Source organism: Minwuia sp. (genome assembly GCF_048263705.1).
Lineage (GTDB): Bacteria > Pseudomonadota > Alphaproteobacteria > Minwuiales > Minwuiaceae > Minwuia.
Map to the genome: position 1 here is coordinate 87,513 of NZ_JBLXDV010000014.1, position 23,093 is coordinate 110,605.

The 23,093-nt window shown below is 61.6% G+C and carries 25 protein-coding genes and 1 pseudogene; 13 read left to right on the forward strand and 13 right to left on the reverse strand.

The genetic code is table 11. The features are described from left to right. Nucleotides 1-80: 80 nt before the first annotated feature. Complete coding sequence (locus ACN0X7_RS17425) at nucleotides 81-659, reverse strand: hypothetical protein (RefSeq protein WP_417519627.1); 579 nt, start codon at nucleotides 657-659, stop codon at nucleotides 81-83. Between the two features lie 21 nt (nucleotides 660-680). Next, a complete protein-coding gene (gene ribA / locus ACN0X7_RS17430) occupies nucleotides 681-1,787 on the reverse strand; it encodes a GTP cyclohydrolase II (protein ID WP_417519629.1) in 1,107 nt (368 codons plus the stop codon). A 183-nt stretch (nucleotides 1,788-1,970) separates the two neighbouring features. Here ribA and ACN0X7_RS17435 point away from each other — a divergent pair, with 183 nt between their 5' ends. Continuing rightward, the gene (locus ACN0X7_RS17435) at nucleotides 1,971-2,660 is read left to right on the forward strand and encodes a response regulator transcription factor (RefSeq protein ID WP_417519631.1); all 690 of its coding nucleotides are present in this window, start codon (nucleotides 1,971-1,973) and stop codon (nucleotides 2,658-2,660) included. Between the two features lie 9 nt (nucleotides 2,661-2,669). On the opposite strand, the gene ACN0X7_RS17440 is transcribed toward ACN0X7_RS17435, so the two are convergent. The 4 genes from ACN0X7_RS17440 to ACN0X7_RS17455 are packed head-to-tail and all read right to left on the reverse strand — an operon-like array spanning nucleotide 2,670 to nucleotide 6,855. After that, nucleotides 2,670-3,134 (reverse strand): PaaI family thioesterase, encoded by a 465-nt coding sequence (locus ACN0X7_RS17440; RefSeq protein ID WP_417519633.1) that lies wholly within the window; start codon nucleotides 3,132-3,134, stop codon nucleotides 2,670-2,672. A 3-nt stretch (nucleotides 3,135-3,137) separates the two neighbouring features. Continuing rightward, nucleotides 3,138-3,629 carry a class I SAM-dependent methyltransferase gene (locus ACN0X7_RS17445; RefSeq protein WP_417519635.1) on the reverse strand — a complete coding sequence of 164 codons (492 nt, stop codon included), beginning with the start codon at nucleotides 3,627-3,629 and terminating at the stop codon, nucleotides 3,138-3,140. A 9-nt stretch (nucleotides 3,630-3,638) separates the two neighbouring features. Further along, nucleotides 3,639-4,115 (reverse strand): cyclic nucleotide-binding domain-containing protein, encoded by a 477-nt coding sequence (locus tag ACN0X7_RS17450; RefSeq protein WP_417519637.1) that lies wholly within the window; start codon nucleotides 4,113-4,115, stop codon nucleotides 3,639-3,641. A 37-nt stretch (nucleotides 4,116-4,152) separates the two neighbouring features. After that, complete coding sequence (locus ACN0X7_RS17455; protein ID WP_417519639.1) at nucleotides 4,153-6,855, reverse strand: ABC transporter transmembrane domain-containing protein; 2,703 nt, start codon at nucleotides 6,853-6,855, stop codon at nucleotides 4,153-4,155. 181 nt (nucleotides 6,856-7,036) lie between these two features. Here ACN0X7_RS17455 and ACN0X7_RS17460 point away from each other — a divergent pair, with 181 nt between their 5' ends. The 6 genes from ACN0X7_RS17460 to ACN0X7_RS17485 all read left to right on the forward strand — a co-directional run bounded on the left by ACN0X7_RS17460 (nucleotide 7,037) and on the right by ACN0X7_RS17485 (nucleotide 12,239). Beyond that, nucleotides 7,037-8,254 carry a glycosyltransferase family protein gene (locus ACN0X7_RS17460; protein ID WP_417519641.1) on the forward strand — a complete coding sequence of 406 codons (1,218 nt, stop codon included), beginning with the start codon at nucleotides 7,037-7,039 and terminating at the stop codon, nucleotides 8,252-8,254. Nucleotides 8,255-8,554: 300 nt separating this feature from the next. Continuing rightward, nucleotides 8,555-9,208 (forward strand): 2-hydroxychromene-2-carboxylate isomerase, encoded by a 654-nt coding sequence (locus ACN0X7_RS17465; protein WP_417519643.1) that lies wholly within the window; start codon nucleotides 8,555-8,557, stop codon nucleotides 9,206-9,208. Then, nucleotides 9,209-10,273 carry a S1C family serine protease gene (locus tag ACN0X7_RS17470; protein ID WP_417519645.1) on the forward strand — a complete coding sequence of 355 codons (1,065 nt, stop codon included), beginning with the start codon at nucleotides 9,209-9,211 and terminating at the stop codon, nucleotides 10,271-10,273. A 10-nt stretch (nucleotides 10,274-10,283) separates the two neighbouring features. Continuing rightward, nucleotides 10,284-10,691: a hypothetical protein gene (locus ACN0X7_RS17475; protein WP_417519647.1), complete on the forward strand. Its 408-nt coding sequence runs from the start codon at nucleotides 10,284-10,286 to the stop codon at nucleotides 10,689-10,691. 1 nt (nucleotide 10,692) lies between these two features. Then, nucleotides 10,693-11,538 carry an alpha/beta fold hydrolase gene (locus tag ACN0X7_RS17480; protein WP_417519649.1) on the forward strand — a complete coding sequence of 282 codons (846 nt, stop codon included), beginning with the start codon at nucleotides 10,693-10,695 and terminating at the stop codon, nucleotides 11,536-11,538. Further along, complete coding sequence (locus tag ACN0X7_RS17485) at nucleotides 11,535-12,239, forward strand: SDR family NAD(P)-dependent oxidoreductase (RefSeq protein WP_417519651.1); 705 nt, start codon at nucleotides 11,535-11,537, stop codon at nucleotides 12,237-12,239. The genes ACN0X7_RS17480 and ACN0X7_RS17485 overlap by 4 nt, the downstream gene beginning before the upstream one ends. Before the next feature lies 1 nt (nucleotide 12,240). Here the strand turns inward: ACN0X7_RS17485 and ACN0X7_RS17490 are convergent, their stop codons facing one another. Further along, nucleotides 12,241-12,810 carry a TetR/AcrR family transcriptional regulator gene (locus ACN0X7_RS17490; RefSeq protein ID WP_417519653.1) on the reverse strand — a complete coding sequence of 190 codons (570 nt, stop codon included), beginning with the start codon at nucleotides 12,808-12,810 and terminating at the stop codon, nucleotides 12,241-12,243. A gap of 138 nt (nucleotides 12,811-12,948) precedes the next feature. Between ACN0X7_RS17490 and ACN0X7_RS17495 the strand changes: the two genes are divergently transcribed. Further along, nucleotides 12,949-13,689: a glutathione S-transferase family protein gene (locus tag ACN0X7_RS17495; protein WP_417519655.1), complete on the forward strand. Its 741-nt coding sequence runs from the start codon at nucleotides 12,949-12,951 to the stop codon at nucleotides 13,687-13,689. Nucleotides 13,690-13,758: 69 nt separating this feature from the next. After that, nucleotides 13,759-14,160, forward strand: a complete 402-nt coding sequence (locus ACN0X7_RS17500) for an LIC_13387 family protein (RefSeq protein ID WP_417519657.1) — start codon at nucleotides 13,759-13,761, stop codon at nucleotides 14,158-14,160. Nucleotides 14,161-14,176: 16 nt separating this feature from the next. Here ACN0X7_RS17500 and ACN0X7_RS17505 read toward each other — a convergent pair whose 3' ends face one another. Next, nucleotides 14,177-14,596 carry a hypothetical protein gene (locus ACN0X7_RS17505; RefSeq protein ID WP_417519659.1) on the reverse strand — a complete coding sequence of 140 codons (420 nt, stop codon included), beginning with the start codon at nucleotides 14,594-14,596 and terminating at the stop codon, nucleotides 14,177-14,179. A gap of 232 nt (nucleotides 14,597-14,828) precedes the next feature. Here ACN0X7_RS17505 and ACN0X7_RS17510 point away from each other — a divergent pair, with 232 nt between their 5' ends. Further along, nucleotides 14,829-15,227 (forward strand): nuclear transport factor 2 family protein, encoded by a 399-nt coding sequence (locus ACN0X7_RS17510; protein WP_417519661.1) that lies wholly within the window; start codon nucleotides 14,829-14,831, stop codon nucleotides 15,225-15,227. On the opposite strand, the gene ACN0X7_RS17515 is transcribed toward ACN0X7_RS17510, so the two are convergent. Together ACN0X7_RS17515 and ACN0X7_RS17520 are read right to left on the reverse strand one after the other, a co-directional pair. Beyond that, on the reverse strand, nucleotides 15,228-16,442 hold the full coding sequence (locus ACN0X7_RS17515) for a cytochrome P450 (protein ID WP_417519663.1): 1,215 nt from the start codon (nucleotides 16,440-16,442) through the stop codon (nucleotides 15,228-15,230). 197 nt (nucleotides 16,443-16,639) lie between these two features. Further along, nucleotides 16,640-17,392, reverse strand: coding sequence for a glucose 1-dehydrogenase (locus ACN0X7_RS17520; RefSeq protein ID WP_417519665.1), 753 nt, complete (start codon nucleotides 17,390-17,392; stop codon nucleotides 16,640-16,642). 112 nt (nucleotides 17,393-17,504) lie between these two features. Between ACN0X7_RS17520 and ACN0X7_RS17525 the strand changes: the two genes are divergently transcribed. After that, on the forward strand, nucleotides 17,505-18,533 hold the full coding sequence (locus ACN0X7_RS17525) for an LLM class flavin-dependent oxidoreductase (RefSeq protein WP_417519667.1): 1,029 nt from the start codon (nucleotides 17,505-17,507) through the stop codon (nucleotides 18,531-18,533). A gap of 147 nt (nucleotides 18,534-18,680) precedes the next feature. Then, nucleotides 18,681-19,604 carry a glutathione S-transferase family protein gene (locus tag ACN0X7_RS17530; protein ID WP_417519669.1) on the forward strand — a complete coding sequence of 308 codons (924 nt, stop codon included), beginning with the start codon at nucleotides 18,681-18,683 and terminating at the stop codon, nucleotides 19,602-19,604. Nucleotides 19,605-19,617: 13 nt separating this feature from the next. Here the strand turns inward: ACN0X7_RS17530 and ACN0X7_RS17535 are convergent, their stop codons facing one another. From ACN0X7_RS17535 to ACN0X7_RS17545, 3 genes are read right to left on the reverse strand one after another with little or no spacing between them, the layout of a single operon-like run. Further along, entirely contained in the window at nucleotides 19,618-20,193 is a 576-nt protein-coding gene (locus ACN0X7_RS17535; protein ID WP_417519671.1) for a hypothetical protein, read from the reverse strand. Nucleotides 20,194-20,241: 48 nt separating this feature from the next. Continuing rightward, a complete protein-coding gene (locus ACN0X7_RS17540) occupies nucleotides 20,242-20,769 on the reverse strand; it encodes a hypothetical protein (protein WP_417519673.1) in 528 nt (175 codons plus the stop codon). 45 nt (nucleotides 20,770-20,814) lie between these two features. Beyond that, entirely contained in the window at nucleotides 20,815-21,597 is a 783-nt protein-coding gene (locus ACN0X7_RS17545) for a hypothetical protein (protein WP_417519675.1), read from the reverse strand. A gap of 544 nt (nucleotides 21,598-22,141) precedes the next feature. Between ACN0X7_RS17545 and ACN0X7_RS17550 the strand changes: the two are divergent. Continuing rightward, a pseudogene (locus ACN0X7_RS17550) lies at nucleotides 22,142-22,414 on the forward strand (toxin-activating lysine-acyltransferase); the annotation flags it as partial. Nucleotides 22,415-23,093: the final 679 nt, after the last annotated feature.

The window sequence follows — 23,093 nt, forward strand, 5'->3', positions numbered from 1 at the left end:
GGGCAAAGTTTGGGCGCGGTCACATTTTTCACCGGTGATCGCGACAAAGTGAGGATCGCGAAAAGACGGCTGCACGTCCGTCAGGCAGGGATATCGACCCCGTGGAAGCTCGCGCCCCGGGACGCGAAGGACGACCCGCCGCCTTCTTCACCATACGCGCTGGCGGCCGCGTTGTACGCGGCCAGCATTGTGCCTGGCGGCCGGGAACCCTCTGCCTCCTCGGCGTCGGGGTCAAGCGCGGCCATGATATGCCCGCCGATGTCATCGCCGGTGATTTCCTCGAAACCGACGCTGACAGCCGACGACGCCATGCCGATCACGCCACCGAACAGGAACCCGCCCGCCAGTCGCGCCGGCGCGCTGATCTCATCGCCGGAAAAATGCCGGTAGATCGAGGAAACGACGGGAATATGCTGCAGTGGATTAATCACATCCAGCAGATCCCAGAAGCTGAGTTCGTCTTCCGGCTTCGGCGCATCGGCACTCTTTGACAGTTCGGCCTCGGTGGGAGGCGCCTCGCCACGCTGAGGCAGGAAATTTCCAAGACCGGCAATCATGCGTGAGCAGAAGCAAATGGCACGCCACGCCCCAACCCCCTGAAATCTCTGGAGTTCACCCGGTCCGGCAGCCGCTCGCCCGGCACAAATGACCGGGATCACGGTTAATGTCCGCTTACCGCCCTACAGATAATGCCCGGTCCGGTTCTTCTTGGTTTCCAGATAGTGCGCGTTGTGCGGATTGGAGGGAAAGCTGTGTTCGACGCGCTCGGTCACGGTGATCCCCTCCTCGGTCAGCCCGGCGACCTTGTCGGGATTGTTGGTCATCAGACGGACCGAGCCATAGCCGAGCCGCTTGAGCATTTCCGCCGCGGGCGCAAACAACCGTTCATCGGTCTCAAATCCGACCCGGAGGTTGGCATCGACGGTGTCGAACCCCTGATCCTGCAGCGCATAGGCGCGCAGCTTGTTCATCAGGCCGATGCCCCGCCCCTCCTGGGCCATGTAAAGAAGTATTCCGCCGCCCTCCTTTGAGATCGCCTCGATGGCGCCACGCAACTGTTCGCCACAATCGCATTTCATCGATCCAAGCAGGTCGCCGGTGAAACACTCCGAATGCAGACGCGCCAGCACGGGGGCGTCGCGCGGCGGATCGCCGACCACGATGGCAAGATGTTCCAGGCCCCCATCAGCCGGTCGGAAGGCCATCATGCGGGTATTCTCCGCCGCCCACAGGGGCAGCCTGGCAGAGGCAACCGGCGTGAGTTCGGCGGCCGCCGCAAGATCGCGCGCGATGATATCCGCCGACCGAAGCTGCATCAGCCCGGCCGCCTGCGCACGATCGGCGGCATCCGAGCGCGCCACGATCACGGCGGGCAGCAGCCGGGCGAGTTTCGCCAGCGTGACAGCCGCCAGCACGTAATCCGCGGGCGCTTCCTTGATCTGCTGGAACGGTCCCCTGAGCCCGCCGCTCAGATCATGCGTCGGATCCGCAATCTCGCGTGCCAGATCGGCCGTCAGCCTGTCGTCCAGCGGCACCATCTGTACGGGATGGCCGGACGGCAGAATGTGCAGGACATTCGCGCGCCGGGATGTCAGTGCCAGCATCGCCGGTCCGTCGGCCAGATCCAGCATTTCCTGAAGATCGTGCGAACTGGCGGTCTCCACCGACACGGCGACACCACTCGCCGCCGCGCCGGAAACCACCACGGGCAGCCCGCGGCGCAGATCGGACGCGGCCCGGTCCACCCGCCGTATCGCGGCCCTGACGGATCGATGTTTCGAGTTCATGCTGTCGTATATCCTGCGTTCGTGCCGACTTGAAGTGCTGATCCGCGCGCGCCTGACCGTCGTAACTGTCTCACGTCTCGGTGAAGTCACGGAAGGTGTGTCGGCGGCAGCTTGAATTGTTCCGGCGCGGATCAAATCTTTAGCGCAGACGATGAAATTGATTTGACAGCGGAGTTTCAAGCCATGCTGGGCGAAAAAAGAATTCTTTTGGTCGATGACGACGAAGCCTTGCGCTCCACACTCGCCGAACAGCTTGAGCTGCACGAGGAATTCGAGACGGTTCAGAAAGGCTCGGGACAGGCGGGCATCGAGGCCGCCCGTGACGAGCATTTCGACATGATCCTGCTGGATGTCGGCCTGCCCGATACCGATGGACGCGAAGTCTGTCGCGCGATGCGCAAGAACGGCTTCAAGATGCCGATCATCATGCTGACGGGCGCGGATTCGGATGCAGAAGAGATTCTGGGACTGGAATCGGGTGCCAACGACTACATCACCAAGCCCTTCAAGGTCGGCGTCCTGCTGGCCCGCATCCGGGGGCAGCTGCGTCAGCACGAACAGTCCGAGGATGCGGTCTTCACCATCGGCCCCTACAGCTTCCGTCCGGCCCAGAAGATCATGATCCACAAGGAAACGGAAAAGAAGGTCAGGCTGACCGAGAAGGAAACCTCAATCCTGAAGTATCTGTTTCGTGCGGGGGAAACCGCCGTGGGCCGCGACACGCTGCTGCATGAGGTCTGGGGCTACAATGCGGGCGTGACCACGCATACGCTGGAAACCCACGTCTACCGCCTGCGTCAGAAGATCGAGCCGACACCGTCGGAGGCGACCCTGCTGGTCACGGAACCCGGCGGCTACAAGCTGGTGCCCTGAGCCATTGGCTCAGGCCTTGGCCCTGCGTGCCGCGTCGATCTTGTCGCGCCGGGTCACCTTGCCCGTTGCGGATGCTCGAATCAGCAGGTTCCCGTCGCCATCGAACAGCGACCCTTCCAGGAAGGCGACTGACTTGCCCATGCGCAGGACGTTGCCTTCGGCGACCATGGGACCGGGATAACCCGCGCGCAGGAAACTGACCTTCAGTTCGAGCGTCGGGATGAAGATCGAGAAATTCGCCATCGCGACACAAGCCACAGCCATCGTTTCGTCGACCATCGCAGTCAGGAAGCCGCCCTGAATGACACCCAGCGGATTGCAGAACTGCTCGGTCGCCTGATATCCGACCTTCGCGTAGCCACGGTCGGGATCCACATCCATGACCTTGAAGCCCAGCAGTTCACTGGCGGGGGCGAGCGGGCGGTTGGCCAACAGCTCCAGAATGCGTTCTCGGTCAGGGGTCGTGCTGGTCATGGATCAGGCTGTCTTTCTGTTCAGGTGATAGCGCCCGGGCGGCACGCCGGCGGGCAGATCGCACGGTTCCAGGCGCGGGTCGGGAAAGGGCTGATCGGACAGCAGCAATGCGCCGTCGGCCATCAGGTCGACCAGATAGGCGGAGATGCTTCGGGCCAGAGCAACGCTGGCGGCCTTGTCGCCGGTGCCGATATCCGCATGGACCAGGGCGGCGGGCCGTTTGATGCGGGACATGGCGTCCGGCAGACGATCGGCAAAATCACCCAGGAACAGGTCTTCATCCGGCGGGATACAGTCCTGATGCGCGCTGACCTGCCGTTCGAACACGAAGATGCGCCGCTCCGGCAGCCGGTCACGCAGGTGATCATAGGTGCGTCCGTTGCCGAGACCGAGTTCCAGCACGGGCCCGTCGAGACCGGAAATGGCCGCGCAGGCCGCATCGATGCAGGCACGCTGCGCCTTCAGGCGCTCGATGACGGAGTCGAGACGGGACATCAGGACGGGTCAGCCGTCGTGCTGTTTCTTGAGTTCGGTCAATTCGTTGCGGGTGGTCTGCAGATCCTGTGTCGTGCGGTCCAGCCGGGCTGCAATCTCGCGCATGATCTCGATCGTCATCTGCGGGAACTCCGACACCAGCCTGTAGAAAAGGTCCGTCGTGATCCGCAGGGTGGTCAGCGTGGAGGTCGCTTTCACCGTCGCGGTACGCGGCACATCGCACAGGATGGCAATCTCGCCGAAGAAGCTGTTCTTCTTCAGGGCGGCGACCGTCAGCGGTCCGTTCGGCAGGTTGACGATGACATCGGCCTCGCCATCGACGATCACATACATCGAATCGCCCGGCTCGCCCTGTTCGCAGACGGTCTGGCCCGGCTGAAAGACCAGCCGCTCCGACGTGAAGGCCAGAAGTTTCAGCTTCGACTGCTCGACCTTCTGAAACATCGGAATCTGACGCAGCAGATCAACTTCTTCGTTCAGGCTCATAGGACGGGTCCTCCCCCAATGCAGGCTACGCGGGACATCACGACGCCTCCGCGGCAATCAGCTCGCGCAGTACCGTACCATCCTTGTTGAGTTCTTCGAACGTGCCGCTTTCCACCACGGTGCCGCCTTTCATGACGATGACATGATCGAAGTGTTCCGCCATCGCCGCGCGATGCACGCCCCAGATCAGGCCGCCGTTTTCGAACCGCTCCAGCATACCGTTCAGAATTTGCGCTTGGCTGCTGCTGTCCAGCGACGCGGTCGCCTCTGACAGGATCATGATGTCCGGATTCTTCACCACCGCGCGGGCAAGCGCCAGCTTCTGGCGCTGCGCCGCCGAAAGCCGGGAGCCGCCAATGCCGGCGTCATACGACAGGCCGACCTCGGAAACGGTTTCGACGATGTCCAGATCGGCCATCACCTCGCGGATCAGCGCGGAGACACGTTCCTGCGCCTGCGCCTGCCCGTAGGCGATCTTGCCGAACAGGATGTTGTCCAGAATGTTCGCGGCGGCGTTATAGGCGTCGGGATCGAAGAAATCGACGGCACCCTGCAGGTCCTCAGGCAGGTTCTCGGCAAACGCCTTGCGCGCCTCCAGCAGCTTGGCCTGCACCGCATCATCGATGATGCCCAGACGATGCCGCGCGGGCACCAGCTTGAAGGGCAGCGACATCAGACGCAGCTTTTCCGCCTCGTCCATGTCATCGATCTGTTCACGACCGTACTGCGCCAGAATGGCCTGGAATTCGGGCAGGTCGTCAGCGGAGATGAAGCTGAACTGCTGGAAGAGCTCGTGGTCCGGCGGCAGATCGGAGAACAGTTCGACCATGGTTGCCGCCGCCTGGTAGCCCATCTCCAGGAAGTCGCGCGTCATGCCGATGCGTTCCATCCCCTCGCGGATGAAGGGATGGTCGGCCAGATTGTCGACATCGAACGAGTCGCCGACCGGCGTGCCGAACAGCAGGTTCTCGGCCACCGTCGCATTGGTGTTGTAGGCTTTCGGATCATAACGTTCGATAAGGCTGGCCACGGCGGGATCGGAAAGCCGCTCCTCCAGCGCCTTCCGCGCCTTCAGCACGCCCTCGGCGATTTCCGGCTGGGTGCCCGGATCAATGCGACCGCGCAGACCGAACTGATAGACGTCCTCGTCCAGCCCGACGACCCTCAGCGCGTCGATGCCAACAGCGCGCAAGCCGGCGATATCCTCGACGCCCGCCCCCTGATAGTCGACCCAGTCCGCCGAGGGATCGAAATCAAGATTACCCGCGGCACGGGCCTCGCTGATGTATTTGTTCAGTTCCGCACGATCGTCGCCCTCGACCTCGCGCACGCCCAGCGGACGGTGGCGCAGGCCGTAGAACAGGTTGTCGCCCAGGGTCATGTTGAACACGAATGAGGTGCCGCCCACAAACGAGATGCGCCTGCCGGTGACCGACTCCGGCAATCGGTTCAGGTCGTGAGAACCATAGTGAATCGACCCGCGATCCGGCTCTTCCAGCCGCGCGAGAAGGTCGGCGAGTTCGTCGCGGCCCGACCCGGCCGCCCCCACCAGCGCGATACGCCGCCCCAGATCGGAGGCGGTCGACACATTGTCGACCAGACTGTTGTTCTGGTCATCCAGCAGAGTCACGCCGGCCAGCTTCATTTCACCGGTCAGGCGAACGTCGGCGTCGGCATCGGCCATGATGCGGTCTTCGTCGTACAGGCCCGCGGGCGCAAACTGCTCGACCACCTGCTCGTACTTGATGCGCGCGTCTGCCTGACGCTGGTAGTAGCCCAGCAGTTCCTTCCACGGCGCGCCGATTTCCTTGTGCGCGCTGATCGCGGCGAACAGGGTCCCCAGGTCCAGCCCCCCGGTCAGCACCAGATAGCCGCCGATGGAATAGAACATCACCGGGCCGAGTTGCTGGATGAAGTTGTTCACGAACTTGATGATGAACTTCCAGATGTAGATCTGGAGGCGGACCTGATAGATGCCGTGCAGTTGGTTGGCGAAGCTGGCGAGTTCCAGGTTCGACGTGTCATTGGCGTGGATCTCGTTCACGCCGGTGACGCTTTCGCCGATCTTCTCGGACAGTTTGCGCACCCGTTTGACGCGCTCCTTGCCCATCATGTTCACTTTTTTCTGCAGCTTCGGAATGATGTAGAACTGGATCGGGTAGAGCGACACGGCGGCCAGCGCCAGGATCCAGTTCGCATAGAGCATGTAGCCGAGCGACATCAGCATGATGCCGCCCTGCATGACCGGCAGCGAGAAGCATTCACCGACAAAGCCGCCAAGCGGTTCGACCTCGGCGGTGATCATCGAGATCAGTTCGCCCTGGCTGACCTTCTTGAAGGTGCGGCGCGGGAATCGCAGGATCCGGTTGAACAGCGAATAGCGCAGGCGGCGCAGCATCCGCTCCGCCGTCTGACCGCGATAGACGTTCAGGACATATTTGATGCCCTGCAGCAGCAGGATGTTGATCAGAAAGATACCCACCATCACGAACAGGAAGGTGATCTGGTCGAGTTCCGGTCCGATCCCGAAGATCGCTTCCGGAAACTGGATGTCCTGCTTGCCGTTCGCGCTGACGGACGGATCAACCTTGCGGAAGCCCTGCAGGGCCTCGTTCACGATCTTTTCCACCAGGGTGTAACCGAAGAAAGTGATCGGCATGTTGATCGTCGCCAGCAGCACAAGAACCAGCTGCTGCTTCTTGCTGTATTTCCAGATGAAGCTGAAAACGTTCTTTTCCATGCCGTCCCCTCATGCCGGAAACCCCCTCCCGGCCGCATCTTTCGTCTGTTCAGACCCAATTCAGACTAGTCGAGCATTCAATAGGTCACAATCGCTGACGATCACGAAATCTGATTATTTGCCGCCAAACGGTTCATCTGCCATAGTCGAGTGAAAATAAATGGGAAAGTTGGGGATTCGCATGGCTTCAAGCCGTGGGTCGCGCGTTCTGATCTACAGCCACGATACGTTCGGGCTGGGACATCTGCGCAGATGCAGGACGATCGCACACTCCCTCGTGGAGAATCACAAGAATCTGTCGGTACTGATCCTTTCAGGCTCGCCCATCATCGGAAGCTTCGATTTTCGGGCGCGCGTCGATTTTGTGCGCGTGCCGGGGGTGATCAAGCTTCGCAATGGCGAATACACCTCCCTGAACCTGCACATGGACATCGAGGATACGCTGGACCTGCGCGCCTCGATCATCCGCCACACTGCCGCCAGTTTCGATCCGGACATCTTCATCGTCGACAAGGAACCGCTGGGACTGCGCGGCGAGGTGACTTCCACGCTGGAAATGCTGAAACAGCGCGGCACGCGCCTGGTTCTGGGCCTGCGCGATGTGATGGACGAACCCAAGCTCCTGGCACCGGAATGGCAGCGCAAGAACGTGATGCCGGCGCTGGAAGACCTGTATGACGACATCTGGGTCTATGGACTGCCGCAGATATGCAACCCGCTGGAAGGCATGGAACTGACTTCGGGCGTCCTGAACAAGATGACCTATACCGGCTATCTGCCAAGGCGGCCCGGCACCGCCCACTCGGTGTCCTTGCCGGAGATCACCAACAAGCCGTTCCTGCTGGTGACGACCGGCGGTGGCGGCGACGGCGAGGGGCTGATCGACTGGGTCCTGAAGGCCTATGAGACCGATCCCCTGCTGCCCTACCCGGCGCTGCTGGTCCTCGGTCCCTTCATGCCGCCCGAACTGCAGGCCAGTTTCCACGAACGGGCCGCAAAGCTGGACCGGGTGGAGGTGATCACCTTCGACCCGCATTTCGAGAACCTGATGTCGGACGCGGCGGGCGTGGTCGCCATGGGCGGCTACAACACGTTCTGCGAGGTTCTCTCGCTGGACAAGCGTTCGATCATCGTGCCGCGGCGTGTTCCCCGGCTGGAACAGACGATCCGCGCCGAGCGGGCCGCCGAACTGGGTCTCGTGCAGATGATGGCCGACGATGGCGAGCGGGATCCGGCGGCGATGGCTGCCGCCCTGCGCCATATGCCCCGGCAGAAGCGACCGTCGGAGGTTGTCGTGCCGGGCCTGCTGGAGGGCCTCACGAACGTGAACCGGCTGGCGGAACCCTGGCTGGAGCGCGCCAAGCCGCGCCTGAGCCGTGCGGAGCGGGCGGCCGGTTAGGCACCATCGCGATCTTCAGCCCGCTGGCGTATATTCTGGTCCTGTATGCGCTGACCTTCACACCAGTCATCCACGTCGCAACGCTGCGGGAGACCAGCGTCCTGATCGGCGTGTTCATGGGCAGCCTGCTGCTGGGCGAAGGGCATTTCAGAAAGCGCATGTTCTGGGCGGCAATCATCATGACCGGAGTCGGAATCCTCGCAGCCGGATGAAACCATGCGCCAAGCCAGCGCTGACAGGATGCGCTGTTGCGGCTAGAGTCCCTGAAGGCGCACTGACGCGCGGGGAGGATGTTGAGAGATGAGCCACGAAGTCGACCTGTTCTGGTCGTTCCGCAGTCCGTATTCCTATCTCGGCATGGAGCGCTACAAGGCGATGCAGCGGGACTGGGACCTGACCATCAACGTGCGCCCCGTTTATCCGATCGCGATCCGCACGCCGGAGTTCTTCTCGGATGTGAACCCGCTCTGGCCGCGCTATCTGATGCGCGACGTCTTCCGCGTCGCCGAGCATATCGGCGTGCCCTTCACCTGGCCGGATCCGGACCCGGTGGTGATGGACATGGAAACCCGCACGATCCCGAAAGAACAGCCGCACATACACCGGTTGACCTATCTGGGCATCGAGGCCGCCAGCCGCGGCAGGGGCATGGAATTCATCGACGCGTTTTCCCGGATGATCTGGGGCGACGGGGTGAAGGGCTGGGACAAGGGCGATCACCTGAAAGACGCGACCGCGCGCGCCGGTCTGGACCTGGCCGACATGGAAGCGGCGATCAAGGGCAATGAAGACGCCTACGAAGCCGCGATCAAGACCAACGAGGACGCACTGGAAGCTGCCGGTCACTGGGGCGTGCCGACGCTGGTCTTCAGGAACGAGCCCTTCTTCGGACAGGACCGGATCGACATGTGCCTCTGGCGCATGAAACAGGCCGGGATGAAAGCGCGCAGCTGAATGAGCGATGATGACCCGCAGGATCGAGGGGACGGACCCGGCTTCAAGGTCAACGGGCACAAGCTGCCCAACCTGACCGCACTGCTGGGCGGCGGGCCGGGCGCGGCGGCGGCTTCGGTGCAGCAGGTTGATCCCGAAGATCTGCCGTTCGACGTCGAGGCCGTGCACCGCGCGCTGACGCCGCTTCAGGCCGAAGTGCCGGAAGACGCGTTCACAGCCCCTTTGCTGGGCACCGAGCGGCAGGGCGGCGGAATCGTGATCGGCTCCGGCGGGCTGATCCTGACCATCGGCTACCTGATCGTCGAAGCGGAGAGCGTGGCCGTGCTCGACGCCGAGGGCCGCCCCACCGAGGCCGACGTGATCGCCTATGATTTCGAAAGCGGTCTGGGCCTGGCGCGCGCCGTTGCGCCGCTCAATCGCCCTGTCCTGAACTTCGGCACCGTGCGGGATCTGGGACCGGGTTCGACGGTGGTGACAAGCTGCGGCGGTTCGGAAACCATCGTACAGACGGTGACAGGCAAACGCCCGTTCCAGGGATACTGGGAGTACGCACTGGACGAAGCGATCTACACGGCACCTGCACATCCCAACTGGGGCGGTGCCGCGATGATCGGCATGGATGGCCTGCTCTACGGTGTCGGATCGCTGTACATCGAGGATGCGGACGCCGACGGCAAACCGCGCCCCGGCAACATGATCGTGCCGATTGATCTGCTGGAACCCATTCTGGACGATCTGATCGTCAACGGACGGCGCAGCGGCCCGGCCCGGCCCTGGCTGGGCCTGTTCGTTGACGAGCGGATGGGCCATGTGGTGGTGCTGGGCACCTCTCCGCGCGGTCCGGCGTCGTCCACCGGGCTGGAACAGGGGGACATGATCCTGCGGGTGAACGGCAACGCCATCGGCAGCCTGGCCGATTTCTACGAGCAACTCTGGACGGCAGGCCCCGCCGGTGTGGCGATCGGCCTGACGGTAATGCAGCAGGAAGCCGGTTCCGCCTACGAAATGACCATCCAGAGCGCGGATCGCGACAGTTACCTGAAGATCGACAGATGGGAACGCTGAGGGAGGGATCATGCCCAAGCTGACAGTCCATGGCGGGCCGCCTGCGGCCCACGCCATCGAACATCTGGCGGACGAGGTGCACGCGAACCACGCGCTGGTGCGCCGTGGCCGTTTCATCAATCTGGAATGGCTCTGGCAGATTGGCGACGTGCCCTATCACCTGCACATCCGCGACGGCCTGATCGTCGAACTGGTCCGCGGTCCCGTGCTGATGCGCTCCTCGGTGTTTGCGATCCGGGGCCCCGTCGAAAGCTGGGAGCGGTTCTGGGCGCCGATGCCCAAACCCGGCTATCACGACCTGATGGCCATGACCAAGACCGGGCGCGCCAGCATCGACGGCGACCTGCAACCGCTGATGGCCAATCTGCGCTATTTCAAGGAAGTGCTGGCTGCGCCCCGTACAATGGAGGGGCATTGAGATGGCACAGATCGAACCCATCACAGGCCGTTACATCCACCTTGAAATCGAGGGCCGCGCGGCCCGGGTCTATTTCGAAGAGGCCGGTCAGGGCATCCCGCTGGTCTGCCTGCATACCGCCGGCGCCGACGGCCGGCAGTTCCGCCATCTGATGCTGGACAAGGAGATCACGGACCGGTTCCGGGTGATCGCCTTCGACATGCCCCACCACGGCAAGTCCAACCCCTACGTCGGCTATCAGGACGAGGACTATCAGCTGACCACCGGCCTGTACGACGCCACCATCATGGCTTTCTGCGCCGGTCTCGAACTCGACCGCCCGGTGATCATGGGCTGCTCCATGGGCGGTCGGATCGTGCTGCATCTGGCCGGTGCGCATCCCGACGCCTTCCGGGCCGTGATCGGACTGGAAGCCGCCGACCATCAACAGCCGTGGTACGATACCGAATGGCTCAACCGTCCCGATGTCCACGGCGGGGAGATCTGCGCCGCGATGGTGTCGGGGCTGGTCGCGCCGCAGGGTCCCGATGAGTATCGATGGGAAACGCTGTGGGGCTACCTCACCAGCGGCCCCGGCGTCTTCAAGGGCGATCTGCACTTCTATCGCGCCGATTCCGATTTCAGGGACCGCACCGATCTGATCGACACGACGCGCTGTCCGGTGTTCCTGCTGACCGGCGAGTACGATTTCTCCTGCACACCGAAGGATACCATGCGCACCGCCGCCGACATTCCCGGCGTCGAGGCCGAGATCATGGACGAACTGGGACACTTCCCCATGTCGGAAAATCCCGAACAGTTCCGACGCTATCTGATGCCCGTTCTCAAGAAGGTGGCAAAGCTATGAGCGACAGGATTGCACTGGTGACAGGTGTCGGTCCGGGGACGGGCGCTGCGGTGGTCCGGCGCTTTGCCGAAGGCGGCTACAGGGTGGCGATGCTGGCCCGGAACCAGGAACGTCTGGCGGACATGGAACGCGAGGTCGCCGGATCGAAGGCCTATCCCTGCAATGTGCTGGATGCGGATGCGCTGCTGGATGTGCTGGGCCGGGTCAGGAACGAGATGGGGGCGCCCACGGTTGTCGTCCACAATGCGGTCGGTGCGGCCTTCGGCGGTTTCGCCGAGATCGAACCGCGCGTGCTGGAGCGGAATTTCCGCATCAACACCATGAGCCTGCTGTATCTGGCCCAGACCCTGACGCCCGACATGATCGAAGGCGGGTTCGGTGCGATCATCACGACGGGCAACACGGCAGCGCATCGCGGCAAGGCCCGGTTCGCCGGGTTCGCGCCAACCAAGGCGGCCCAACGTATCCTCGCGCAGTCGATGGCCCGTGATCTGGGTCCGAAGGGGGTGCACGTCGCCTATGTCACCATCGATGCGATGATCGATCTGGAATGGACGCGCGCGGGGCCCGGCAAGGGCAAACCGGACGGGTTCTTCATCCAGCCCTCGGCCATCGCCGACGAGATCTGGCACGTCGCGCATCAGGACCGGTCCGCCTGGTCCTTCGACGTCGAGATCCGGCCCTATGGCGAGGAATGGTAGCCTACCCGGTCAGGATCTGCCTGACGCCAGCCGCCGCAGCATCGGAAACCTGATCGGCCAGATCAGTGCCATCGCTCGCCTTGGCCAGCACCAGGCCGCCGACTGCCATCGCAACGGCCTGCAGGGCCCGGGGATCGGGGTGCTGAGGATTTTCCAGACCACGCTCGAACTCGATAATCAGGTTTCGCACGATGTCGGCGAAGGCGCTGCGCGTCCCCGCGTCCGCGCGCGCGGCATCCTGTGAAAGCGATGCCATCGCACACCCGGGCCAGGTCCTGTCGCGATGGTCGGGGTTGAGATAGTCGGCGGCGATGGCTGCGGCCTCGGCGTTCAGATCCTTGCCGGGTCGCTCCGACAGCCGTCGCTCGAAGTCCGGTTCGAACCCGATGGCCGCGCGGAACAGATGCTTCTTGGATTTGAAGTAGGTATAGAACGTGCCGCGTGTCAGCCCGGCCTCGGCCATGATCCGGTCGACATTCACCCCGTCATAGCCATGCCGCCGGAACAGCCGGGCCGCAGCCCGCAGCACCGCCGTTCGATTGCGGGCACGATATTCAGCTGAAACGGTCATGCCTCCACCCCCCGATCCGTGCATCGGCGCACCATTGACCAGGCTACATCCGAAATGCTCTTGGACAACCAATGATATGATCATTAACATATTTCATGATATATAACATAACATATGCACGTCCAGCGGAGCACGACCGTGACAGAACTCTGGCAATTCCGGTTTTCGCCGTACAACGAGAAGGTCCGCTGGGCCCTTGCGTGGAAGAATATCGCCTACACGCCGCGCACGGTTCTCCCCGGCCCCCACATCAGAAAGATGCTGGCGATCTCCGGTCAGACCAAGACACCGGTACTGATCATGGACGGCGAAGTGACTCCCAACTCGGCGGATATCATCGCCAGGCTGGAGCGGCACCAGCCCGAACCGCCGCTGATGCCGACAGATGACGGGGCGAGAGGGCGGGTGCTGGAAATACAGCGCTGGTTCGATGACGACATCGGACCGCGGATCCGCCGGACCGTGCTGGATTCGATGATGGGAGCGCATGGCTACATCGCGGAGACCTTTGCAGGGGATGCCGCGCTGCCGATGCGCCTGATCTATCGCGCCATGCTGCCGCTGGCCGCCGGCAGGATACGTCAGGGCAACGGCATCACCGGTCCGGAGGACATCGCCGACGGACACGCCGCCATCGGCGAGGCGCTTGATTTCATCGAAGCCGAAAGCGCGGCGACCGGATACCTCGCCGGTGACGCGTTCACGCTCGCGGACCTGACGGCAGCGGCCATGATGGCCCCGGTCGTCAACCCCGATCATCCGGCAATGAAGCGTCCCGAACCAATGCCGAAGGCCACGCGGGACCTGATCGACCGCCATGCCGACCGTCCCGCATCGGGCTGGGTGCGCGACATCTACCGCAACCACAGACCGGGCTGAGAACGACCGTTTCTGTCACATGTCCGGATCCCGCTTCGTCAGACATGCTGACGATGACAGGAGAGAACAATGCCCGATCCACTGCCCCTTGCCGCCGCCGGGATTCTGGCGCTTCTCGGCATGTTGCACCTGACCTGCACGCTGCGGGACCTGACCGGCAAACCCCGGTTCTTCAGACCGCGGGATGCCGACCTGCTCTCGTCCATGCGGGAGACGAAGGTCGCGCTGGCTCCCGGGGGTCGCGACTACTGGACGGCCCTGCTGGGTTTTCACATCAGCCACAGTCTGGCCGTTCTGATGCTTGCCCTGCTGATCGTCGTGGCAAGCGCGGAGGCGTTGACCGCGTTGCTCTGGCTCACGATCTCGCTGACAGCGCTCTATGCCTTCATTGCCTGGCGATTCTGGTTCGCCATCCCGATGTGGGGCTGCATCGTCGCGACCGCGCTTCTGCTCGCCGGCCTGATCACCTGATCGAAGGCGGTCCCGGCTATCTGCGATTGAGGCGCTGGCGCAGACGCCGGTCCACACGGTCACGGCGCCGATCGCGTCGCCGCGTTTCCGGATCGAAGCTGCGCGTCTCACGCTGGGTTTGGCGGGCCTGCTGATCCGCCAGCAAGCGCTGCCGCCGCGCGGCTGACAGTTCGTCACCCTGCGACCGCAGGGCATCGAGCTGGTCGAGGCGTCGAATCGTCTGCGTTCTGGCGATCTCTGCGGCGTTCGCGCCCGGGCTGACCTGATTGTCCCGCTCCAGGTCGCGCACGATCCGTTCACGTCCGACCGATGCCGGCGCATCACCCCGCTCCTGAGCATCGACAGGCCCTGTCGGCACGGTGCAAAGGAGCACCGCCAGACAGCCGACCAGCGCGACAGGCCAAGCATCGCGAAACATGGAAACAACAGTGCGCATGGGGGCAAGTCTACACGCTCAGGCGACGAACTCACACGATCTGTCCACCATCAGGCGAACATGACCGTACTGCCGGAAATCAGGAGTCCGGACGGGAGGAGCCCTATTGCCTGACGGGCATCGAAACGGCCCACCGCTGTTGCCCATTCGGGCCGCCCGGCGCATCCTCTGGAATCACGGGTCCGACCAGCCGGCAGGCAGTTCCACCCGGGTCGAGACGAAAGGAAAAGCGATGTCCCATCTTCAGGGCTGGCGCGACTATGCCGAGACCAAGAATCCGGAGATCCTGAACGACCTGTTGCACGACGACGTGACCTTTCATTCTCCCGTCGTGCACACACCGCAACAGGGCAAGACGATCACCAAGGCCTATCTGGTTGCGGCGACCCGGGTCCTGTTCAGCCCGGATTTCGTCTACACTCGCACCTTCGACTGCGGTGACCGGTCCGTGCTGGAATTCGTCACCGTGATCGATGGTATCGAGATCAACGGCGTCGACATGATCGAATGGGACGCCGACGGTCGCATCACCGACTTCAAGGTGATGGTCCGTCCCCTGAAGGCCATCCAGAAGCTCCACGCCCTCATGGGCGAGATGCTGCAGAAAATGGGAAGCGGTCAGTCGGTTTGACTACGACGCGACGCTGACCGGAAAGCTTCTGTATCCCCTGAAACGCGCGCGGCCGCCGCGCACGAACGCGCCATTGCGCTCGATGTTCGGGAACCGGTCCAGCAGACGGCCGATGGCGATCCGGCCTTCCATGCGGGCCAGCGAGTTGCCAAGGCAGACATGCGCGCCCCACCCGAAGGCCAGATGCTTGTTCGGATTGCGGTCGATACGCACGCTGTCGGGATCGTCGAACATGGCCGGATCGCGGTTGGCGGCACCGATGCCCAGGTGGATCAGCGTGCCCGGTTCCAGTTCGACGCCGCTGAAGCTGACCGGCGCCGTTGTTCGCCGGTTGCCCAGCTGGTTCGAGCTTTCGAAGCGCAGGAATTCCTCGATGGCGCTGTCCAGCATGGCGGGATCGTCGCGCAGGCGGCGCATCTCGCCCGGAAAGGCGAGCAGGCCCGCCACGCCGTTGCCGATCAGGTTGGTCGTCGTCTCATGCCCGGCGTTCAGCAAAAAAATGCAGTTCTGGATCAATTCTTCTTCCGACAGTTTCTCGCCGTCCACCTCGCCTGCGATCAGGTCGGACAGGATATCGCCCTCGACCAGCCGCGTCCGGCGCTCGGCGATCAGGTCGGCCAGATAGGCCGAGAAGCGCGCCACCGCATCGTTGCCCCGCGCAAGCTGTTCCGGGGAAATCGTCGGTTCCAACGCGCCCAGGATCAGCATGGCCCAGTCGCGCAGTTCTTCCCGGTCCTGCGGCGGGATGCCGAGCATGTCGCAGATCACGCCGACCGGCAGCGCAAAGGCGAAATCGCCGATCAGGTCCATCTCCCCCCGATCTTCGGCCCGGTCCAGAAAGCCGTCGACCATCGCGATGATCCCCGGTTCCATCGACGCCAGCGCGCGCGGCGTGAAGGCCTGCGCCAGCAGCTTGCGCACCCGCGTATGCAGCGGCGGATCGTTGAACACCAGGCTGGTCGTGTGGTGCGTGAACAGCGGTCCATCACCGAACTTCGGCCTGAAATCCTTCACCTTATCCGACGACATGGTCCGGTCGCGATAGCAGGCGATCACGTCGTCGTAACGGCTGAGAAACACGGACCCGTCGGGCATACGGTGCACGGGGCTGTGTTCGCGCAGCGCGTGATAGACCGGAAACGGGTCGTCCAGATACTCGAGCGTCAGCGCGTAGATGTTGAACGCCCGCGCGGTCTCTCGGGATGCTGTTTTCATTGGGACGCAACCTCACGCGTGCTTCCCTCCCCCTTCGAAGGGGGAGGGTCAGGGTGGGGGTTGGCTGCGGTCGGAACAGACGGGATGTCTGCCATCGAATACCGAGCCATCAACCCCCTCCGACCGCTGCGCGGCCACCTCCCCCTTCGAAGGGGGAGGGTGATGGGGTGCAGTGTGCTATCTGGGGGGGGCGGTGATCACTTCGCGAGATATCCACCGTCGACCGGAAGCTCGATGCCCGTCACATACTTGCCGGAATCGGCGACGAGATAGAGCACGCCCTCGGCAATGTCGCGGGGTTCTCCAATGCGCTTCATCGGCGTGTCACCGATCATCCGTTTCTCGATCATCGACGCGCCGAACTCCTGCTTGGTCGATTCCAGCATGGCCGTCTCGATGAACCCCGGATGGATCGAGTTGATGCGAATGGGATAGCGGAAATAGGCGCATTCCATGGCCGCCGCCTTGGTCAGCGTACGCACCCCGCCCTTCGAGGCCGAATAGGCACCGATCATCGCCGCCCCGGCGATGCCGTAGATCGATGAGGTCGAGACGATGGCCCCGCCCTTCTCCTTCATCGCGCGGATGGCATGCTTGATGCCCAGAAAGACGCCGTCGATGTTGATGGCCATGTGGGCCTGCCAGTCCTCCAGTGTGGTGTCTTCCAGCGGAACCGTCTTGGGCCGAACGCCGGCGTTGTTGAACAGGATGGAAACGTCGCCCAGTTCGGATGTGGCCTTCTGGAACGCCTGCACCCAGTCGTCCTCGTTCGATGTGTCGTGGCGCAGAAATACGCCGCCGCAGTCGGTCGCGACCTGGCGTCCGAGTTCTCCCTGAATGTCGGTGACCAGCACCTTCGCGCCCTCTTCGGCCAGCAGCCTTGCGGTGGCCGCACCCAGCCCCGACGCGCCGCCGGTCACGATGGCTACCTTGCCCTCAACTCGTCCCATGCCGTCCTCCCCAGATCGGTTCCGTGCAAAGATACGGGCGGGTCAGGCCGTTGGACAAGCGCCGAACCGGACATAGGCTGCATGTGCGCGCGCTTGATGGGAGACCGGACGAATGAAATTCTCGATCATGTACAGCTTCGTCGTTCCGCCCGGATCGCCCATGAGCCATCTGGATACGTTCGACGAGATGGATCGGCTGCTGCCGCTGGCCGAGGAGCTCGGCTATCACGGTTTCCACACGACCGAGCATCATTTCCAGTTCAACGGCTGGGCACCGAACCCGCTGCTGGTGCTGGCCAAGGCGTCGGGCCTGACCCGCCGGATGCGTCTGGCGACCAACATCATGATCCCGACCCTGATCCATCCTGTGAAGCTGCTGGAGGATCTGGTGATGGTAGACAATCTCTCGGCGGGACGGCTGACCATGGGCACGTCGCCCGGCTATGTCTCGGAGGAGTTCGAGGCGTTCGGCGTCGCTTTCGAGGATCGCTTCCGGCTGCACGAGGAGATCATCGACTTCATCCAGCACGCCTGGGCCAACCCGTCCGACATCGGCTGGGACGGGAAGCTTTTCCAGGTGCCTCATACCGAACTGATGCCGCACCCGGTGCAGAAGACGCTGCCAATCTGGTACGGCGTGTCGGGACCGAAGCTGCTGGAACGCGCCGCACGTCGTCGGGTCCCCGTCTCGGCCTCGCCGCGTCATGCAAGCTGGGAACTGGAACAGCATTTCGCGCGCTTCGAGAAGGTGGCCACCGAAGTCGGCTACGTGCCCGAGGAGCGCCCGGTGATCCGCGAGACCTTCGTCGCCGACACCCAGGCCGAGGCCGAGCGGCTCGCCGGTCCGGCGGTCGAGCACATGTTCGGCCTTTACGCGCGGAAGTCGGGCGAGGGCGCGCGGGGGCTGCGCAACGACAATGGCGACACGGTCACCGAAGCCTCTGCGGTGAAGTTCCAGAACTTCCAGTCGCGCTACATGATCGGCGATCCGGCGCGCATGAAATCGGACGTGGAGGAACTGATCGAGAAGCTGAAGCCAACCGAGATCGTGCTCAGGATGCAGTTGCCAGGCATTCCGACCGACGCGCTGGAACGCTCGATCCGCTTGTTTGCCGAGAAAGTCATGCCACACTTCAACTAACGGTCTGAAGCTCCGTCCTGTCACCCGGCGAAACGATGTCATGCCGGGTTTATCCCGGCATCCGGTCAAACGATCATGACGCGCAGCAACGCTGCACCGGACCCCGGCACAAGACCGGGGTGACACATCAGAACAAGGAACCACGCCATGACCGACGCCATCATCCTGCACCATTACGACGGGTCGCCCTTCGCCGAGAAGGTCCGGCTGATGATGGGCCTGAAGGGTCTCCACTGGCATGGCGTCGATATCCCCAACATCATGCCGAAGCCGGACCTGATGCCGCTGACGGGGGGCTATCGCAAGACGCCGGTGACGCAGATCGGTGCCGATATCTGGTGCGACACAAAGCTGATCGCCGCGGAACTGGAACGCCGCCACCCGGAACCGACGCTGATGAAGGGCGGGCCGGGCATGGCCTACATGATGTCCGCGTTCACCGAGGGGCAGATGTTCTGGACCATCGCCGGGTTGGTCATGGGAACCATCGCCGACCACATGCCGGACGCCTTTCACCAGGATCGCGCGCGCATGCGCGGCGCGCCGTCGGCCAACGTCGACAAGCTGAAGGCGGCGGCACCGCTGCACCGGGAACAGTTGAAGCCGCAGCTTGACTGGCTCGTCGATCTTTTCGCCGACGGGCGCAACTGGGTCGCCGGCGACGGGCCGGGCCTGGCCGACCTGACCGCCTATCACCCGCTCTGGTTCATGAGCCGCGGTGGTCGTGCCGTGCGGACCATGCTGGAACCCTATCCGGTCCTGACCGAATTCATGGCGCGCGTGGCCGGGATCGGACACGGCACGTTCACCGAAATGCCGTCCGCCCAGGCACTCGATGTCGCCCGGACCGCCAGCCCGGATGCGGGCCGGGGCATCGCCGAAAACGCCGAGGGCTGGTCCGAAGGCGATACGGTCGCCGTCACCCCGACCGACTATGCCCGCGACCCGGTCACCGGCACCCTGGTCACATACAATGGCGGCGAGATCGCGGTGCGCCGGACCGACGACCGGGTGGGCGATGTGGTCGTCCATTTCCCCCGCGTCGGCTTCGCGATCCGACGCGTATCATGAGGGCACCAGCGGTTCACTCCGACGCAAAGCGTCCGCCTTTCATGATCAGTTCCTCCATGAAACCGCATTCGTCCGGGTGAGGCAGTTCGCGCATGTTGCTGCGCCAGCGATGCACGCGGAATTCAGCAAGGGATGTGGTCTCGATAGCGCCATCACGAACACGGTCGTCATAAATCTTCTGCGCTGCAGCGGCGGAGAAAACATGAAACCAACGCTCGGGATCCACATGTTCCCGAACCTCGCTCAAAGGCCAGCGACGCTTCCAGTATTTGCGTAGGGCGACAAGGATCCTGCCGTTCTTTATCGCGATCGAGCGAGACTGGCCGCTGGAGAAATCCGGATACTCATTCAACTCCTCGATTGCGTATCGCCAGAATTCGCGCGTCGGGGTTCCTTCGACTCTCCGATAGAAGTCGAAATCATCGGCTGTCTCAGGGTTCTCGTATTCCTGACAAGCAGGAATGAAAGGCAGGACTGCCCACTCCCGGTACGCTTCTCCGCCGTACTGCCAGATACCATAGGCTGCAGCCCCGCCCAGGATCAGCAATGCCGCCAGAAATCCACCAGCAAACACCGCTACCCACCGCATGATCGAATGTCCTTCACTGGTGAATCGTTGATCACACCGTCCGATGCGCTACTCCGACGCAAAGCGCCCGCCTTGCATGATCAGTTCCTCCATGAAACCGCATTCGTCCGGTTCCATCGGCATCATCATGTTCCACCTTTCCCGAAAGATCATGAACTGGGAACGTGTTCGGGAGTTGATGATGTTTTCTTCTACCCGATGACGGTATATCTCTTCAGAAACCGACTTCGAAATATTGTAGAACCACTCTTCCCGATCGTCCTCGAACTTCTTCATGCCAGATAGATAGTTATACCTCTCCGCAAGGGTTGTACTGATACTGTCGGGCGTCAGTCTCACGTTCTCACGATCAGCAATGGACATACTTGGCCAAGGTGACAGCTTCTTGTGCGCCAGATCCCAGAATTCACTTGTCAACTTACCGTTGATGAACAGGAGATCTGATTGGAACGTGTCAGCGTGAGGCTTGTATCTCTTGCAAGCGGCGGTGAACCCGACAATTGGCCAGCTATATGCACCATACAGGCTGATGCTGAGCACCGAGACAGAAATGGCGACCAATAGTGCACCAAACATGGCCCTTCGTAGCCATCTTGCGCGTCGCATTACATCAACCCCGCTTCAGGTCCAAGTGGCGTCCAGAAAATGATTGAGGTTTCTCGGGCCGTGAACCAGCCCCTCCTCTTCTGCTTTCCTGGCAGATTCCCGAAGCGCCTTCATCGCAGCCCGACCAACTTGATCCGAAGCTACCTTACCAACTGACCCGGCGATTTCCTTGACCGATTCCATCGTGGCATCCATCCAGTGAACGTCCTTCTGTTTCAGAGCCGACGTTGATTGCTGCCCTGACAACGCTCGGGCAGCAGGGGAAAGCGGCGCCGTCACCCGCCCGAGCAGGGATGCTGTCTCACCCTTCTGATGCGCTACGCCGTCGACCTTGCGGTTGTAATCGCGCTGAACGCCGCGCAGGCCGTAGTCGAGCTTCTGATCGAAGCTGTCCTTGGGCTGCAGCGCCTCGCTCTGGTCAAGATAGCCGAGCCGGCCCAGCGCGCCGCGCACCCGCCGGACATCTTCTGGACGGTTGCTCTGGCCCGTGCCGACACTGCCCGTCAGATTGAATGGCGGGGTCTTGAAGCCCTGATCGCGCTCTTTCTTTTCGGCATTGATGATGCGGTGCGTGGCCTTCTTCGGACGCATCTCACCGTCCGGCCAGATCCTGTTCCGGACCTGCACCTTCTTGATGGCGTCATTCAGTTCGGGATCGCGCCACGGCGTGATCCGGCCACCGACCGGCTTGTAATCCCCTGATTCCGCAAGCAGTGATTTCGTCTGCACAATATCGTTCTCGTCATCCTGATCGCCGGCAACAACGCCGCGGTTCAGTTCCAGATAGTCGGCTGCCATTTTTGGACTACCTTGCTGGCGTGATCAGCAAGGAATGGCGCTCGGGAATTTAAGCGTATCCGGAAATGTGATCAAAATATGAACAAATTCTGTTTTCTGGCGGGCAGTCAGCCAGCCTAGCAGTGACCGCAGGGTGTGTCGTGCGGACGACCGGGTGGCGATGTAGTGGTCCATTTCCGCCGTGTCGGTTTCGCCATTCGCAAGCGCTCACTGGGCGATGTGGTCCTTATGGCTTCGGGCAAAGCGATTGAAAGGATGCCCGGACATCCAAAAAAGGCGGGCCTTCAATCGCTTTTTTCGGGGTTGGCCCGGCACGCCGAATTCGCTTTGATGGTTAACGAACCATGGGCGGAGGGGTTAGCGTTGGATTCAACCAGTGAGAGTGCCACGGGCGGCAAGCCGGGCAACCGGACGGCGGCGGATCAGGCCGCAGACAGTCCCGAAGCCGGGCTGGCGGCATATGACATGTTCGCGCAGACGACGGCGGCGACCGGTGTCGATCGCGTGACCGACGGCACGGTGATGGAAGTCGGCGGTCCGCCGCGTCACCCCCGAAGCCTGGGCTTGCGGCGACAACCTCTGGCTCATCGACGCCGTCGTCCCCTTCGGCGGCCGCGAAGAAGTGCTGGCCACCCTGAAAAAAGACGTCTTCGGCGACCGAACTGTGAAGAGCCTGCAGCCTGCGCCCGGCAGTGGACTGGGAGTGTGGAGTGGTGACCACTATTGCAACCTTATCAATAATTATATTGATACTTTTATTGACTGGATGTGTAAATTATCTTCAGCTCACGGAAAGATATATTCATACGGGAATTAAAGAAATTGATTTCTCAGTAGCAGAAGTCAGTTATAATGTATTAATACCATCAAGACTATGAAAAATATTGTAAAAAACACGTTCAAAATAAATTACGTGTAAAAAAATATGCAAATTTACCATCAAAACACTCTGGAAAAAATTTATATGCTGAATGCGCTTTTTCGAGAGAAAAAATTAACAACTTGAATGAATACTTGACTAAAAATATAGAAAATAATATCGAAATTTCGTGTAAATTTGATGGAAAAACTGAAATATGCGATGTTAAAACCGTTTTTTTTTCGCGAATAAAATATAAAAAAATTGACATTTTTAGATGTATTGGAATTAATAATGAGATAATTCGAACTATCTCCAATCGTATTTCGGTAAACTATTCAATTTTTGAGCACTCAGATAAAAATTCATGCAAAAGATGGTTGTAAGATATTGAAATGAAAAATCCAAGTATAGTTTCTCCATCATAAAATATAGGAAAAGATAGAGGAAAATAACGCTCGAACTATGGTCTAAATCATTGGTTAATGTTAACTAAATGGGTTTTAATGTTGCTAGTGACGCTCATTTATTTGGGTGGCGCGCGACTCTAACGGAAACATTAGAGCGTCCCCATATTTGATTGAATCGATTTAGGATTCCCAAATCAGTCTGGTTCTGATTCAACATGCTGGCTGGA

Bases quoted from the DNA above. Each gene is read 5' to 3' on its own strand.
- ACN0X7_RS17535 (WP_417519671.1), bottom strand. From the start codon at position 20,193: ATGCGGTGGGTAGCGGTGTTTGCTGGTGGATTTCTGGCGGCATTGCTG.
- ACN0X7_RS17510 (WP_417519661.1), top strand. From the start codon at position 14,829: ATGTCCCATCTTCAGGGCTGGCGCGACTATGCCGAGACCAAGAATCCG.
- ACN0X7_RS17530 (WP_417519669.1), top strand. From the start codon at position 18,681: ATGACCGACGCCATCATCCTGCACCATTACGACGGGTCGCCCTTCGCC.
- ACN0X7_RS17505 (WP_417519659.1), bottom strand. From the start codon at position 14,596: ATGCGCACTGTTGTTTCCATGTTTCGCGATGCTTGGCCTGTCGCGCTG.
- ACN0X7_RS17480 (WP_417519649.1), top strand. From the start codon at position 10,693: ATGGCACAGATCGAACCCATCACAGGCCGTTACATCCACCTTGAAATC.
- ACN0X7_RS17520 (WP_417519665.1), bottom strand. From the start codon at position 17,392: ATGGGACGAGTTGAGGGCAAGGTAGCCATCGTGACCGGCGGCGCGTCG.
- ACN0X7_RS17470 (WP_417519645.1), top strand. From the start codon at position 9,209: ATGAGCGATGATGACCCGCAGGATCGAGGGGACGGACCCGGCTTCAAG.
- ACN0X7_RS17485 (WP_417519651.1), top strand. From the start codon at position 11,535: ATGAGCGACAGGATTGCACTGGTGACAGGTGTCGGTCCGGGGACGGGC.
- ACN0X7_RS17475 (WP_417519647.1), top strand. From the start codon at position 10,284: ATGCCCAAGCTGACAGTCCATGGCGGGCCGCCTGCGGCCCACGCCATC.
- ACN0X7_RS17455 (WP_417519639.1), bottom strand. From the start codon at position 6,855: ATGGAAAAGAACGTTTTCAGCTTCATCTGGAAATACAGCAAGAAGCAG.
- ACN0X7_RS17460 (WP_417519641.1), top strand. From the start codon at position 7,037: ATGGCTTCAAGCCGTGGGTCGCGCGTTCTGATCTACAGCCACGATACG.
- ACN0X7_RS17445 (WP_417519635.1), bottom strand. From the start codon at position 3,629: ATGTCCCGTCTCGACTCCGTCATCGAGCGCCTGAAGGCGCAGCGTGCC.
- ribA (WP_417519629.1), bottom strand. From the start codon at position 1,787: ATGAACTCGAAACATCGATCCGTCAGGGCCGCGATACGGCGGGTGGAC.
- ACN0X7_RS17465 (WP_417519643.1), top strand. From the start codon at position 8,555: ATGAGCCACGAAGTCGACCTGTTCTGGTCGTTCCGCAGTCCGTATTCC.
- ACN0X7_RS17500 (WP_417519657.1), top strand. From the start codon at position 13,759: ATGCCCGATCCACTGCCCCTTGCCGCCGCCGGGATTCTGGCGCTTCTC.
- ACN0X7_RS17435 (WP_417519631.1), top strand. From the start codon at position 1,971: ATGCTGGGCGAAAAAAGAATTCTTTTGGTCGATGACGACGAAGCCTTG.
- ACN0X7_RS17540 (WP_417519673.1), bottom strand. From the start codon at position 20,769: ATGTTTGGTGCACTATTGGTCGCCATTTCTGTCTCGGTGCTCAGCATC.
- ACN0X7_RS17450 (WP_417519637.1), bottom strand. From the start codon at position 4,115: ATGAGCCTGAACGAAGAAGTTGATCTGCTGCGTCAGATTCCGATGTTT.
- ACN0X7_RS17525 (WP_417519667.1), top strand. From the start codon at position 17,505: ATGAAATTCTCGATCATGTACAGCTTCGTCGTTCCGCCCGGATCGCCC.
- ACN0X7_RS17515 (WP_417519663.1), bottom strand. From the start codon at position 16,442: ATGAAAACAGCATCCCGAGAGACCGCGCGGGCGTTCAACATCTACGCG.
- ACN0X7_RS17440 (WP_417519633.1), bottom strand. From the start codon at position 3,134: ATGACCAGCACGACCCCTGACCGAGAACGCATTCTGGAGCTGTTGGCC.
- ACN0X7_RS17545 (WP_417519675.1), bottom strand. From the start codon at position 21,597: ATGGCAGCCGACTATCTGGAACTGAACCGCGGCGTTGTTGCCGGCGAT.
- ACN0X7_RS17490 (WP_417519653.1), bottom strand. From the start codon at position 12,810: ATGACCGTTTCAGCTGAATATCGTGCCCGCAATCGAACGGCGGTGCTG.